This is a genomic window from Micromonospora sp. NPDC048843 (genome assembly GCF_040649965.1).
Classification (GTDB): domain Bacteria; phylum Actinomycetota; class Actinomycetes; order Mycobacteriales; family Micromonosporaceae; genus Micromonospora; species Micromonospora hortensis.
Genome location: NZ_JBEZGJ010000177.1, coordinates 1 through 15,216 on the forward strand (window position 1 = coordinate 1; position 15,216 = coordinate 15,216).

A 15,216-nucleotide genomic window follows, 5' to 3' on the forward strand; every position below is an offset into this window, starting at 1 on the left:
CGCCTGCTACATCCTCGCGCTGCTGACCGCCGGCCGGACCCGTCCGGCCTGCTCCGTCGGTACGGAGTGGGGCCTCTTCGCTCACCCGCAGCGTTGACCGTTGAGGGTGAAGGCGGTCGGTGCCGGGTTGGTGCCGCTCCACGTGCCGTTGAAGCCAGTGCTGGTGGACGCGCCGGGGGCGAGTGTGCCGTTCCAACTCATGCTGTCCGCTGTGACGCTCGTTCCGTTCTGTTTCCAGGTGGCCGACCAGCCCTGGCCGACCTTCTGGCCGGTGGTGGGGAAATCGAAGGCGAGTTTCCAGCCGTTAATCGCGGTGGTGCCGGTGTTCTTGATCGTCACGGTCGCGGTGAAGCCGCCCGGCCAACTGTTCGCCGCGTAGCCGACCGCGCAGACGTTGGTCGGGGCGGTGGGCGCGGTCCGTACGGTCAGGCCGGGGGAGGCCGCCGAGACGTTGCCCGCCGCGTCCCGCGCGGTCACCACGAAGGTGTACGGGGTGTCCGGCGTCAGCCCGGTCACTGTGTACGTGGTCCCGGTGGCGTTGCCCACCTTCACGGGGCCGGCGGTGTCGACCCGGTGCACGTCGTAGCCGGTGACTGCGGTGTCGTCGGTGGACGGCGTCCAGGCCAGCGCGACGCTGTCGCCGGTGATCGTGCCGGCGGTCGGCTTGCCCGGGGCGGTCGGCGCCTGGGTGTCGCCGGGCGTGGTGTCGCGCGGCAGGACCAGGTGAGTGATCGAGTTGGCCGGGAACGTGGCCGTGAGTCCGCCGGCGGTCACCGGCTGGTCGGCCTCCCGGACGACGCCGGCGAGGTCCGCCCCGCTGTAACGGTAGACCTGAGCGGTGCTGGCGGAGGCGCCGGTGAGGGCGATCGGGCTGGTCAGGTCGTCGCCGGTCTTGTTGATGACGACAACTGTGAGCGCCTTGTCGGCGCTCCGCTCGGCGGCGTACACAGCCAGCCTGCCCTGGTCGGCGCTGGTCGCCTGGACGGAGGTTTCGCCGAACGCGCCGCCCTTGCCGTCGTAGTTGCGGTAGACGCGGAAGGCGTTGGCCACCGGCTGGTCGGCCGTGGGTGCGGTCCAGAGGGTGGCCAGGTCGAGCCCTTCGCGGCCGAAGATGCCGAGGACGTCAGCCTGGGCGAGCGCGCCGTTGAGCGATCCGTGGCCGCCCCAGTTGTACTCGGTCATCGCGATCTTCGTGCCCGGGTAGTGCTGGTCGACCAACTCGCGCAGGCGCGGGATGTACCGGACCGGACTGTTGATCCAGCTCTCGTCCACGTAGGTCGGGTCCCAGAGTTGGCGGGTCGAGCGCAGTCGCAGCGCCTGGGTGTTGGCGTCGCCGGCCGCTTCGCCCAAAACGCCGGACTGCTGCGGGTAGAGGTGGACGTCGAAGTAGTCGAGGATGCGTGTGCCGTGCTGCTGCTCGTACTCGCGCATCCGGTCCAGGTACCACGGGCCGAGGTCCTGGCCGCCGTGCGCGGCCTTGTCCGGCGGGTTCGACCAGCAGCCGGTGCGCGAACAGGTGTCCTGGTCGAGGCCCGAGTAGAGGATCGAGTTCAGGCCCCAGCCGACGGGACCGAGGGTCTTAGCGCCCGGGTCGGCAGCCTTGATCGCGGCGGCGTACTCGTAGGTGCGGTCGCGTAGCTCGTCGTAGCCCAGCCCGGCCGGGCGGACGTCGCGGTGGGTGGAGTGCCACAGGTCCGGCTCGTTGTCCAGGTTGTAGAACTGGACCCCGCCGTCGGCGGCGGCGCCGAACTGCCCCTTGAGGTGGTTGACGAAGTCGGCGGCGTACTCCGGACCGACGGCGACGCTCGTGTCCTTCGGATCGTTGCCGGTGATCAGTGACCCGTCCGGCTCTATGCCGTTGCCACAATCCGGTGCCCAGGTGTCGGTGGATTGCTGCGGGCCGTACTTGGCGACGCTGAAGCCGCACGCCCGCGACCGGTCCTTGGCGATCCAGCCGAGCATCGGAATCGTCATGACCGTGGCGGCGCCGGTGGCCTTGTTCTGCTGCACGAACCGGTCGGTCTCCGAGCCCTCCGGGAGTTCTTCCGGACTCGGGTTGTCGTTGGGGATGTTCTCGAAGAACCAGTCCGACGCGCGGTTGGTGGTGTCGGCTCGGAAGTTGTAGCGGGTGGTGGCGTTGCCGCCGTAGCGGTGCACCGGCAGCCGCAGGTCGCGGGCGAGGACCTGGTCGGCGAAGTTCATGCCGTAGACGTACGGGCTGATCTGGTGCCGGGCGGCAGTGGTGTCCACGGCCAGCGCGGGGCCGGCTGCGGCCAGGGCCGGCTCCGGCAGGGCCAGACCGCCGAGAGCCGTGGCGAGCACGACCGGAAGTAGAGCTGTGGTGAGACGCACGAGCATTCCTTTCGCAGAGGAGCTCGACGATGGGAGCGCTTCCACAGCGTTACGCCTTCCTGGCTCCGAGTCAACGCCGCAGGGCATTCCACTGTCGGCCGACCGAAGTCAACCTCTTCACATATAATGACGTCCGTCAATGTGGTTGTGGCTGATGCGGCGTGCCGGAATAGCTCGGATCGCCGCAGCGCGGAGGCAACCGCGCCGCAACGGTGCGAGCGGGAGCACCTCAGCGTCGCACGGCCGGAAAGTTCCTGCTGGTCCGTCCCCTGTGGTGGGCAGCCAGCCGTCATGAAGGATGACAATGCGCAGATTTTTCGCGGTGTTCAGCGCCGCCCTGATCCTCGGCGCCGCGGTCGGCAGTGTCCCGGCCGGCGCATCGGGGGCCTCCCCGCCATCGTGCCCCCGTGGCCTGCTCTTCTGTGAGGACTTCGAGCGACTGCCTCCCGGGGGACCCAGCACGTTGAAGTGGGGCGTCGACACCCGCCATGGCACGCTCACCGTCGAACGTGCCCGTCGTGGCAACCAGGTGCTGCACGTTCACACAGTTGACAACGGACGTGCCTTCCTGCGCGTCGACGACTTCGTCGCGCCGGGCAACCGCTTCTACGGCCGGATGCGCCTGCGCGTCGACGCCTTCCCCGCGGCCCCGGACTGGGCGCACTTCACGCTTGTGGAAGCGACCGGCACCGGCAGCGCGGAGGTCGTCCGTCCGGTCGGTGGGCAGTACGCGCCAACGGTCCCCGGAACCTTCTGGGGGGTCGGCGCCGACGGTGGTCCGACCGGCGACTGGACCAACTGGCGGGAGTCCGCCCCGGTGGTCGAGGACACCTGGCAGTGCTTCGAGTGGAAGATCGACGCGGCGGACAACAGCGTCGCGGTGTGGATCGATGGCGTGGCGAACCCGGAGCTGACAGCCTCCACGAACGACCACGGTGGCAACGACGTTCCCTTCGTCCTGCCGACTGTCGACACAGTGAAGATCGGCTGGCAGCTTTACCAGGGCGGCACGACACCGGGCGAGTTCGACCTCTGGATCGACGACATCGCCCTGTCGAGCAAGCGGCTCGGCTGCTGATCCGGGGCCAGTCCCGATGAATGTCCCTGCCGGGGTGTGGCTTTGCTGCCGCACCCCGGCGGCGGACCGGCCTCCATGGCGATCATCGATATCTGTCGCTACGATCCGACATCGACAGGCTACTGAGCGTCAATGTGTGCTGTCGGCACGTCCCGGACGCCGGCAGTCCGGCGCCGCTACGAACGAGGTGCCGGCCTGAGGATCACGCCGTCTCGACGAAGGGAACTCGGATGACGGAGAGCGCGCAGACCACCGATAGCCGAACCGTTCCGCCGGCCCGGTCGTACCCGTTCAGTGTGCCCGACCGTCTCGTCGTCGACCCGACCTACGGCGAGCTGCGCGAGAACGAGCCGATGACCCGGGTAAAGCTCCCCTACGGCGAGGAGGCGTGGCTCGCCACCCGGTACGAGGACGTCCGCACGGTCCTCGGCGATGTGCGGTTCGGCCGCGCCCCTGCCGTCCAGCGCGACGAGCCCAGGCTCACACCGCGCCAGCAGTACAGCGGCATGCTGACCCTGGACCCGCCCGATCACACTCGGCTGCGCCGGCTGGTGGCGAAGGCGTTCACAGCACGTCGGGTAGAGGCGCTGCGACCCCGAACCCAGGAGATCGCCGACGCACTGGTCGACAACATGGTCGCGCTCGGCCCTCCGGCCGACCTGGTGGAGCACGTCGCCACGCCGCTGCCGATCCAGGTGATCTGCGAGCTGCTCGGGGTCCCGTACGCCGACCGCGACCGCTTCCACATCTGGTCCGAGGCGATCGTCTCGACCACCTCGCTTCCCATGGAGACGATCCAGGAGTACCTGAACAATCTCTGGGGCTACATCGGTGACCTGGTCGCCGAGCGCCGCCGCGAGCCGGGGATCGACGACCTGCTCGGCGCGTTGGTGCGGGCCCGCGACGAGAATCAGGATCGGCTCAGCGAGACCGAGCTGGTGGAGTTGGCCGGCGGGCTGCTCGCGGCCGGCCACGAGACCACAGTGACCCAGATCCCCAACTTCATCTACGTGCTGCTGCAGAATCCCGACCAGCTCGCTCTACTGCGGGCCGACCCGTCGCTCGTGCCGGCCGCGGTCGAGGAACTGTTGCGGTACGTGCCGCTCGGCGTCGGCTCCTCCTTCGCCAGGTACGCCAAGGAGGACGTCGAGGTCGGCGGGGTGATGGTCCGGGCAGGCGAGCCCGTTCTCGGCTCACTGTCATCGGCGAATCGCGACGGTACCGTCTTCGCCGACCCGGACCGGCTGGATCTCGAGCGCGCGCAGAACCCGCACCTGGGTTTCGGGCACGGCGTACACCACTGCGTCGGCGCGCAGTTGGCCCGAATGGAGTTGCAGGTAGCCGTAGCCATCCTCGTGACTCGACTGCCCGGACTGCGGCTCGCCGTACCCGAAGCCGAGCTGGAGTGGAAGCGGGGCATGTTGGTGCGGGGCCTGCTCGGCATGCCGGTGGTCTGGTGAGCACCGCCTGGCGAATCGGGGTGGACACACGCCGCTGCATCGGTACGAGCATCTGCGCCGGCACCGCGCCCGAGCACTTCCACCTGGTCGGCGGCCTGTCCGCGCCGCTGGCCGACGTCGTCGCCCCGGCCGACGTCATCCTCGACGCCGCCGACTCGTGCCCCGTGGAGGCGATCACGGTTCACGACCTCACCGACGACCGGCTGATCGCGCCGCAGGATTGACCCGAGATCGAGCCCGGCCGTCTGCGCCCACGAGCTGGGCAGGTGCGGAAGTTTCGGCAGATCAGCGACGAGACGGTCGCTCTGCCGCGGCGGCTCTGCTGACGGCTTGCGCCAGCACTCCGATCCGGTTCGTCTTCGCCGACCAGGGCTTCGCCGCCGTCTGGTCGACTGGTGCCGCGATCTCCTCCGGACGGTGCTCGACGGCCTGCTCAATCACTGACTTAGAAAGAGAGCAGTCAGAAGCGTTTGGCGTATCTCGCGGCGGCCAGTGTGGCGAAGGCACTAAACGAGACCCCGCCACCGGCCGTACCGGCAGTGCCCGCTGCCGTTCAGCCAGACGGTAAGGCGGATCTTGGACAGTGCGATGCTGGCGGGCTCCTCTGATCCGCACGATGCCAGGTAGCTCCCGGTCGCACCGGCGTCAGACAGCCGCCGTCGCCGGCTGTCGGACGATCGGAGATGCTCATGACCACCCCGATGGGCTCGCGCCGGCACCGCCCCAGCGACGACGTCCGGCGGCTGCACACCGCGCTGCTACGGATGCCCGCCGACATCGCCACCGACGAACTGGTCGACGCCCGGTACGGGCCGACCACCCGCCGTGGGGTCGCTGAGTTCCAACGGGCGTACAAGCTGCCGGTAACCGGCACTGTGGACGGGGCGACCCGGGACGCGGTGCAGATGGTGCTGGCCGAGCCGCCGTCGGGGTTCGTCGTGGTGGGTCGGGTGCGTTGGGCCGACGGGCAGCCGGCGAACGCTCTGACTGTCAGCGCGTTCGACCGGGACCTGCGGGACGCCGAGAAACTCGGCGAGGCGACCACCGGGGACGACGGGCTGTATCGCGTCGACTATTCGCGGGACGGTTTCACCCGCTCCGAGAAGCAGTCCGCTGACCTGTTCGTCCGGGTGTCCGCTGGTGATCGCCTCCTGTCCGACCCGCCGCTGAGCGCGGTGCTGTTCAACGCACCCGAGCTGGCCGTGCTCACAGTGGACCTGTCCGGTGGTGGGGACCGGAAACGCAGTGAGTACGAGCGGATCCTCGCCACGATTGTCCCGCTGCTCGGCCAGGTCCCGTTGTACGAGCTGCGGCAGGACGACGAGGCCGAGGACGTGACGTTCCTGGCCGCCGAGACCGGACTCCCCGCGACGGCGCTGGCGCACTTCGGTGTGGCGCAGAAACTGGCCGCGTCCTACAAGCTGCCGGCGGTGTTCGGTTACGCGCTGTTCGCCGAGCGGACGCTGTTGACCACGAGCCGCACCGGCGCCGCGCTCGCCCGGTTCGACGTCGATTTGAACACCGAACTGCGGCCGCTGTACTACGACATCGCCCTGCTCGACGAGCACACCGTCCGGAACGCCGTCGCCGACGCAGTGCGCCATCGGTTCGTTCCCGAGGACCTGCTCGGCGAGCTGGACCGGATTCTCGACATGTTGGCCCGGGTACGGCCGGAGGCCAAGGAGTACGTCGCGCAGGAACGACCGAAGGTGTTGTACGGGCGGGTGGAGCGGTTCCTCGCCGACGGCGCGCACGAGCGGGTCCAGAGTCTCCTCGCCGCCGACGCCGCCGGTGACCTGCCCGGGCTGATCGCCCGCCTGGCCGAGGCGGCGGCGTTTCCCGACCGGTCGGCTGCCGAGGCGGCCGGCGCGGCGAGCGTGCTGGCCGACGTGCTGGGCTACGACGAGACGATCGTCGACCGGGTCCGTGACAGCGAGGGGATCGAGGGGGCGGCTGACGTACGCCGGCTGGCCCGGCTGGCCCCGGCGGACTGGCGGCGGGTGTTGCGGGACAGCACCGCGGATGTCCGGGTGGCCGGTCAGCCGGTTCGGCCGGAGCTGATCGACCTGCACGCCGGTGCACTGGCCCGCAAGCTGGAGAGGCGCTATCCCACAACCGCCTTCACCGCGCAGCTCGAACGCGACGCGGGCACCGTGGTCGGCACCGCAACCGCAGCCGGCGCCGGAGGCCAACGATCCGACGGCAGCGACATTCGGCCCGGCCCCGATCGCCGGGCTGACCCCGACGAGCAGCCCGGCGAGAACGAGGAGCCCGGCAACGACGAGCGGGCCAGCGCCGCCGAGCGCGCCTTCGGTGGGCACCGGGACGTGGTGCTCGAACTGCTCACCGCGAATCCGGATTTCGACCTCGCGACCGGCAACGTGGAGCGCCTGCTGCGCGATCACCCGGAGCGGCTGCGGACCGGGCGGCCGGCGCTCAAGGCCGCGCAGCGGATCTTCAAGCTGGCGCCGACCTATCGGCAGACGACGGCGTTGCTGGCTGCCGAAGTGCCGTCGGCGGCACGGATCCACGCCCTCGGCGAGACGCGGTTCGTGGCCACCGCAGTGAACACCGGCCGGTTCACCGACGAGCAGGCCCGGTCGGTGTATCGCCGGGCCGTGGACGTGCACGTGGCGAGCGGGCTGCTGGCCGGCGAACTCCAGAGCGCGGCTCGGGCGCTACCGGTCCGGGCCCTGGGCGGCTCGGCGGCCCCGGACCTCACCCCGGTCAGCGCCGACTTTCCCAACCTGAGCAGTCTGTTCCAGCTCGCCGACTCCAGCTACTGCGAGCCGTGCCGCAGCGTGCACAGCGCCGCCGCGTACCTGGTGGACGTCCTTCAGTTCCTCGGTAACCGGCTGGTCACCGACGCCGACACGCCGGGTCCGGCCACCAAGGTCGCCCGGGACGTCCTGTACGGTCGCCGGCCGGACCTCGGCGACCTGGATCTGAGCTGCGAGAACACCGACCTTCCGCTGCCCTACCTGGACCTGGTGTGCGAACTGCTGGAGGAGGCGGTGGCACCGGACGCGGGCCTGGCGTTCGGGGGCCCGCTGAGCGGCGGCGTCGATCCGGTGGAGGCGCCGTCGGCCGGACTGCTGAGCCTGTTGCAGGGCCAGGGATGGCCGTTCACCGACCGATCGCTCGTGTACGAGCCGGACCTGGCTGGAGCCCGCGTGGTGCGGGACATCGGCGTGGTGGCCAAGGCGACCCCGGACGGGGGCGGCGGGTGGTTCGTGCGCCGATTGCGCCAGACCACCGGCACCGCCCTGGAGTTGGCGGCCGCGCCGCAGTACGTGAATGCCGCCGCCTACACCCTGCTGGCGGGGAGCCGGTACGCGTTCGCCCTGCCGTTCGACCTGGCGCACGAGGAGACCCGCAGCTACTTCGCCCAGTTCGACATCGCCCGTGCCGACGTGATGCGGGCGCTGCGCCGGTCGACAGGCCCGAACGACGAGGCCATCGCCGCCGAGGAACTGGGGATCAGCGACGCGCAGCGGCAGCTGGTGGTCACCGCCGACCCGGCGGCACAGGACGACATCTGGAACACCGCGCCGCTCGGCGCTCTGGGCGGCATCGCCCGCGTGGACAACTTCCTCGCTCGGGCGCGCCTGGACTATCGGGAGTTGACCGAGCTGCTGGCGCTGGCCTGGGTCAATCCCGGGAACGCCATGTTCGTCAAGCACCTGGACACCGGGTCCGACCTCAGCGCAAAGCGGATCCAGCAGCTCACCGACGCACGCCTGGACCGGATCCACCGGTTCCTGCGCCTGCTGCGCGCGCCGGCCTGCACCGGTTGGACGCCGCCGCTGCTGGACCGGGCTATCCGGGCCGACGCGTTGGGCGGGGGCGCCCTGGACGGCGACCTCCTGGTCGCGGTGGCGGCGCTGCACCGGCTGGCCGCGCGGCTCGGGCTGCCGTTGCCCGAGGTGGTCGACCTGTTCGCGCCGCTGGACGAGTCGCGGTACGCCGAGGTGTTCCGCAACTCCGCGAACGGCCCGGTCCTCGAAGCGTTCGAGCCGGCCCACGTGCTCGCCAACGAGCAGGCGGAGCTGACCACGCCCGGCTCGGGTGCCCCGCTGTCGGCGCACGAGGCGTACCTGGCGACCTGCCTGGGGGCCACGACGGCGGACACCGCCCTGCTGGTGGCCGACCTTCCGGCCCCGGCGATCGTCAGCAACGCCGGCCTGCACGCGGTGTACGCGGGGACGCTGCTGGCCCGGTCGCTCGGGCTCACCGCCACCGAGTACCTGATCATGAAGGATCTGACCGGGTCGGATCCGCTCACCGCACCGGCCACCGCGCTGGCCTTCGTCGACCTTCTCGACGCTGCCTGGGCCGGCACCGGCATCCGCCCGGCGGACCTGCGCTACCTGCTCCGACACGAAGCCGACGACCTGGCCGCTCGGGACCTGCCGGACGAGACGCTGACCACGGTGCTCACCGGGTTGCAGGCCGGCTACCAGAGCGGGTACGCGGCGACCCGACCCGCTGTCGACCCGGCGGCGCCGCCCGAGGAGAACCTGCCGGGCATGCGTGCCCTGCTGGCCACAGTGCCCGGGATGACCGAGGCGGACCTGGCCGGCTTCGCCTCGATAGTGGAGGGTGGTTGGACCGACGCGGTGACCACCCCGGCGCAGTTCGTCGACGCGAAGCTCGCCGCCCTGGTGGACACCACACCGATAACAGCGGCGATCGTGGCCAACCCCACCGAGGCCCAGCAGAACACGCTGCTGCTGGCCATCACCACTGCCCTGTCCAGCTCCGCGTACACCCGTACCAAGCAGGAGCTGGCGGTGGCGGCGGTGGCCGACACCTTCGGGTTCTCGGCGGACGCCGCAGCGACGGTGCTGGCCGGCGCGGAGCTGACCCGGCCGCTGCTCGCGGTGCTCACCGACGACGCGCTGGTGGACCTGGTGAACGAGCCACCGGCGCCGCCGGCGGTCACCCCGGCCGGGTTCGACGAGCAGTACCGGGCACTGCGCCTGCTGCACGTGCTGGGCCGGCTCATCGAGCACCTGACGGTGCCCGACGCGGACCTCGGTTGGCTGCTGACGAACGCCGGGTCGCTCGGCTGGTTGGCCCCGGACCAGGCGCCCTACCAGACCGGCCGCCCGCCGGCCCCGTTGGCCGACTGGATCCGGTTGGCTGCCGGGGTCGAGCTGGCCCGCACCTACCCGCCGGTGGCGAACCCGCTGGACGCGGCCGCGCCGTGGACGGTGTACGGGCTGTTCGACCTGGTCCTGGCGGCCGGCACCACCGCCGCGCAGGTCCACACCCACCTGGCGCAGCTCGGCGGCTTTGACGCCACAGTGCTGGCCGACCTGGACGCCCACCTCGAACTGTCGGCGGTGGACCTCACCGCGTACCGGTCGCCGGCGACGATCCAGCGGCTGGCCCACGCGCTCACTCTGCTGCGCCGGCTGGGCCTACCGGTGGCGGCGGCGGTGCCGCTGGGTCAGCCAGTCACCACGGCGGCGGGGGCGGCAACCATGCGGCAGGCCCTGAAGGCGCGCTACGCCGAGGCCGAGTGGTTCGGGGTGCTCCAGGGGGTGCAGGACCGGCTGCGGGTGGCCAAGCGGGACGCGCTGGTCGCGTACCTGTTGGCCGAGAACCCGGGGCTGCGCGACACCAACGACCTGTACGACCACTTCCTCATCGATGTCGAGATGGGCGCCTGCATGGCGACGTCGCGCATCGTGCAGGCGCACGCCACCGTTCAGCTGTACGTGCAGCGCTGCCTGCTGGGCCTGGAGCCGGACAGCGTCGCGGCGGTCACCGAGGATCCGGGTTGGGACCAGTGGAACTGGATGGCCAACTACCGGGTGTGGGAGGCCAACCGGAAGATCTTCCTGTATCCGGAGAACTGGATCCTGCCGGAGTTGCGGGACGACAAGTCGGAGCTGTTCACCGAGTTGGACGACCAGTTGCAGCAGGACGAGCTGACCGACCTGGCGGTGGAGAACGCCACGATCACGTACCTGGAGAAGCTCGACGACCTGGCGCACCTGGACGTGATGGCCTGCTACTACCAGCACGACAGGCATCTCATGCACGTGTTCGCCCGCACCCGGGGCGGCGACCCGACGGTGTACTACCACAGGCAGTTCGAGCGGGAGCGGTACTGGACGCCGTGGCGGCGGGTGCCGCTGGACATCGCTGGCGACCACCTGCTCGCCTTCGACCGCAACAGCCGGCTCACGGTGGCCTGGCCGGTCTTCACGCAGGAGACGGACACGGCGCAGACCTCCCAGATTCCGGACCCGGACGGCATTCCGCCGGGCGGAACGGAGACGGAGCGGCCGCGCCGGCGGTGGCGGATCCAGCTGGCCATCGGCGAGCGGGCGCAGGACCGCTGGCAGCCGAAGAAGATCTCGAAGGACGCGCTGTACTACCCGGCCAGCGGCTACCGGGAGGACCTCCCCGCAGCGGACGAGTTCACCTGCTTCGCGTACGCGGCCGGAGCGGCCGGCCAGGCGATCAGCGTGCTCACCGGCACCGAGTTCGTCGGCTCGTTCGCGCTGACCGGCTGCCGGGGCTATCCGGAGCCGGTGCCGGGCGGCGGTTCCGGCAACCTGCTGCTGTCGCCGGTGTTCAAGGACACCGAGCTGCTGGCCGAACGGTTCACCGAACTGGTCTTTCGGGAACAGAACGACCTGGCGATCAGCACCCCGCTGATGGGCGCGTTCCAGACGCTGGTGGCGCAGACGCCCGGCCGGTTCCGGGTGACGTACCCCATGCAGATGTCGTTGCTGGACTGGATCATCATGCTGCTGGGACTGGCGCAGAGCGTCCGAGGCACCCACGACCGCCGGCCGGTACTGCCACTGGGCACCCTGATGCCGTACTTCTACGGCGACTACGACCGTGGCTACGTGATCATCCCGGGCTTCTACGACCGGCGTGCCGAGGACCCGGCGGACCGGATCGAGAAGACGTACAGCGACGTGGACGAGTTCGCCCGCGACGTGTTGGCGCTGCTCACCGAATACCTGCGCCGATACGCCGAGGACCCGGCGCACGACCTCGCGGCCGCCGTGCAGGCGATGACCGAGGACGCGGAGTACCACCGGCTGATCGCCGAGTTCGAGGTCTACGGCACCCTGTCGTACGGGGTGCGGTTCGCGAACTTCTACCACCCGCTGCTGTGTTTCCTACGGGCCACTGTCTACCGCTCGGGCGTGCCGGCGTTGCTGAGTCGGACCACCCAGCTCACCAACACGGGGTTCGACTTCGCCGCCACCTACCAGCCGGCGCCGGTGGTCGTGTCGCCGTACCCGGTGGAGGACCTGGACTTCGCCGCGGACGGCGCGTACGCGGGCTACAACTGGGAGCTGTTCTACCACCTCCCGTTCGACATCGCGCTGCGGCTCAACCGGGACCAGCGGTTCGCCGAGGCGCGCAACTGGTTCCACCACATCTTCAACCCGGTCGGCACCGCCGACGGTGCCGCCGCTCCGCAGAAGTACTGGGTCACCAAGCCGTTCTTCCAGACCGGAGTGCCCGAGCTGCTCGACCAGCGGATCGGCGACATTCTCACGGCGATAGCGGCCGACCCGTCGGGGGCCAGCATCACCGACCTGAAGTTCGCCGTGGAGCAGTGGCGGGCGAAGCCGTTCAACCCGCACGTGGTGGCTCGCAGCCGGCCGGTCGCCTACCAGCTCGCCGTGGTGGTCAGCTACATCAAGAACCTGGTCGACTGGGGCGACCAGTTGTTCCGGCAGTTCACCCGGGAGTCCGTCACCCAGGCCACCCAGCTCTACATCCTGGCCGACAAACTGCTCGGGCCGAAGCCGAGCGTGGTGCCGCCGCTGGTCAGTCCGGCTCCGGCCACCGTGAACCAGCTCCAGGCCACTGTGGACCTGTTCGGCAACGCGCTGCTGGACCTGGAGAACCTGATCCCCGACCTGGACCTGCTGCCGCACGGCGGGGCGGAACTGCCCAGCCCATTGAGCTACTCGGCGCTGTACTTCTGCGTCCCGCCCAACGAGGAGATGCTCCGGCTGTGGGATCTGATCGCCGATCGGCTGTTCAAGATCCGCAACTGCCAGAACATCGACGGGGTGGAGAGCATGCTCGCCCTGTTCTCGCCGCCGATCGATCCGGGAGCGTTGGTCCGGGCCGCCGCCGCCGGCATGTCCGTCTCATCGTTCCTGGCCGGGCTCGGCGCGCCGCTGCCGAACTACCGGTTCCGGGTGCTGGCCCAGAAGGCCACCGAACTCGTCGGGTACGTCGGTGAGCTGGGCGGCGGGCTGCTCGCCGCAATGGAGAAGCGGGACGCCGAGCAACTCGCCAGGCTGCGCGCCGGCCAGGAGATCGCCCTGCTCGACGCGGTACGGGCGGTCAAGCTCGCCACCATCGCGGAGGCCGAGGGCAACGTCGCGGCGCTGGAACTGAGCCGCAAGGTGGTGGAGGAGCGGCAACGCTACTACGCCGGCCGGCCGTACATGAACGCCTGGGAGATCACCGCCACCACGTTGTCCGGGGTGTCGCTGCTCGGCGAGACCGCGATCGCTGTGGGCTACATCCTGTCCGGCGGGCTGAAGCTGATTCCCAACTTCACCGCAGGCGGCGCCGGCTTCGGTGGCTCGCCCACCGTGACCCTCACTCTCGGCGGGGACAAGGCCGGTGCCGCCGCCGACTCGGCGGTGATGACCCTGGAGGCGATCGCCCGAGCCCTGGACAAGGCCGCCGGGATGGCAGCCAACCAGGGCGGCTACCGCCGCCGGATGGACGACTGGGAACACCAGGCCGCGCTGGCCGGTCTCGAACTGACCCAGCTCGACCAGCAGCTCCTCACCGGGCGGCTGCACGTGGCTATGCTCACCGACGAGCTGGCGGCGCACGACCGGGAAGCCGACAACGCCCTCGCCACCGAGGAATACCTGCGCGGCAAGTACACAAACACCGAGCTGTACCAGTGGATGGTCAGCCGAGCCAGCTCCGTCTACTTCGGGGCGTACCAGCTCGCCTTCGACGTGGCGAAGAAGGCCGAGCGGTGCTTCGCCCACGAGCTGGGCAGCGAGGCCACCTTCCTGCAACCCGGCTACTGGGACAGCCTGCGCAAGGGGCTGACGGTGGCGGACGCGCTGCGCCACGACCTGAAGCGGATGGAGGTGGCCTACCTCGACCGGCACAGCCGCGAGCGCGAGCTGACCCGGCACGTCTCGCTGGCACAGCTCGACCCGGCGGCGTTGATCGAGCTGCGGGCCACCGGCAGTTGCGTGGTAAACGTGCCGGAGGCGCTGTTCGACCTGGACCACCCCGGGCACTACTTCCGCCGGCTCCGCACTGTCAGCCTGTCCATCCCGTGCGTGGCCGGCCCCTACACCCCGGTCACAGCGAAGCTCTCCCTGATCGGCAACCGGTACCGGACCACCACCGCGGCCCGGCAGAGCGCCACCAGCGCCAAGGAGAAGTACGCCGAGACACCCGGCGACGAGCGGTTCGCGTACAACGTGGGCGGCATCGAGTCGATCGCTACCAGCAGCGGCCTCAGCGACAGCGGCATGTTCGAGCTGAACTTCGCCGACGACCGCTACCTGCCGTTCGAGGGCAAGGGCGCGATCGGCACCTGGCGGCTGGAACTGCCGACGGCGGTCCGCCAGTTCGACTACGACAGCATCAGCGACATCATCCTGCACCTGCGGTACACGGCCCGCGACGGCGGCTCGACGCTGCGCGGCGTGGTCGAGGACTCCCTGCGGGAGATGCTCAACGAGATGCTTGTCGACGCTGGCCGGACGGGGCTGTACCAGGCATACAGCCTGCGCCACCACTTCCCGGACGAGTGGTGGCAGCTCACCCAGCAGCAGAGCACCGAGCTGACCATCGGGCCGGAGCACCTGCCGTACCTCGCCCGCGAGCACCAGCCGGTGGTGGACCAGGTGACCTGGTACGCCCGGGTGGACGGTGATCCCGGGACGTACGACCTCACGGTGGCCGGTGACCCGGTGACGTTGAACCGGGACGCTGACCTGCGGCAGTGCGTGGGTCAGTCCGATCCGCTGGTTCTCGGCACCCCGGTCACGGTGGCGGCCGACCCGGACGGCCTGACCGACCTTGTCGTCCTGCTGCACTACCGGCTCGACGGCTGAGGGGGCGCGGTGACGACCAGCTACCCGGTCGGCGGCGGATCGTGGGGGCCGGGGCCCGGCTCCCGGTGGCGCGGCTCCGCCGACCCGACCGGCGCCGGCGCTCCCGGCGGAGCGGGTGGGGCATTCGGACCGGGCGGGCCGCCGACCGACGCGACCGGCACCGTGGACCCACCCCGGTCCGTCATCCTCGAGTTCGGGCCGGACCTGGACGTCCAGCCCACCGCGTCGTCGG

6 protein-coding genes are annotated in these 15,216 nt (G+C 70.3%); 5 read left to right on the forward strand and 1 reads right to left on the reverse strand.

Going from position 1 to position 15,216, the window contains the following annotated elements; translation table 11 throughout:
• Positions 1 to 81 precede the first annotated feature (81 nt).
• Positions 82 to 2,352: a glycoside hydrolase family 44 protein gene (locus AB0C20_RS29880; protein ID WP_357569205.1), complete on the reverse strand. Its 2,271-nt coding sequence runs from the start codon at positions 2,350 to 2,352 to the stop codon at positions 82 to 84.
• Positions 2,353 to 2,656: 304 nt separating this feature from the next.
• On the opposite strand from AB0C20_RS29880, the gene AB0C20_RS29885 reads away from it, so the two are divergent.
• The 5 genes from AB0C20_RS29885 to AB0C20_RS29905 form a co-directional block, all read left to right on the forward strand.
• Complete coding sequence (locus AB0C20_RS29885; RefSeq protein WP_357177711.1) at positions 2,657 to 3,430, forward strand: hypothetical protein; 774 nt, start codon at positions 2,657 to 2,659, stop codon at positions 3,428 to 3,430.
• A gap of 230 nt (positions 3,431 to 3,660) precedes the next feature.
• Entirely contained in the window at positions 3,661 to 4,890 is a 1,230-nt protein-coding gene (locus AB0C20_RS29890; RefSeq protein WP_357569206.1) for a cytochrome P450, read from the forward strand.
• Complete coding sequence (locus AB0C20_RS29895; protein ID WP_357177705.1) at positions 4,887 to 5,114, forward strand: ferredoxin; 228 nt, start codon at positions 4,887 to 4,889, stop codon at positions 5,112 to 5,114. Before AB0C20_RS29890 ends, AB0C20_RS29895 begins: the two co-directional genes overlap by 4 nt.
• 465 nt (positions 5,115 to 5,579) lie before the next feature.
• A complete protein-coding gene (locus AB0C20_RS29900) occupies positions 5,580 to 14,984 on the forward strand; it encodes a neuraminidase-like domain-containing protein (protein ID WP_357569207.1) in 9,405 nt (3,134 codons plus the stop codon).
• A 9-nt stretch (positions 14,985 to 14,993) separates the two neighbouring features.
• Positions 14,994 to 15,216 (forward strand): hypothetical protein (locus AB0C20_RS29905; protein WP_357569208.1); only part of this gene is annotated, 223 nt, incomplete at its 3' end.

Excerpts from the sequence above, each read along its gene's own strand:
- AB0C20_RS29885 (WP_357177711.1), top strand. The coding sequence starts at position 2,657 with ATGCGCAGATTTTTCGCGGTGTTCAGCGCCGCCCTGATCCTCGGCGCC.
- AB0C20_RS29890 (WP_357569206.1), top strand. The coding sequence starts at position 3,661 with ATGACGGAGAGCGCGCAGACCACCGATAGCCGAACCGTTCCGCCGGCC.
- AB0C20_RS29900 (WP_357569207.1), top strand. The coding sequence starts at position 5,580 with ATGACCACCCCGATGGGCTCGCGCCGGCACCGCCCCAGCGACGACGTC.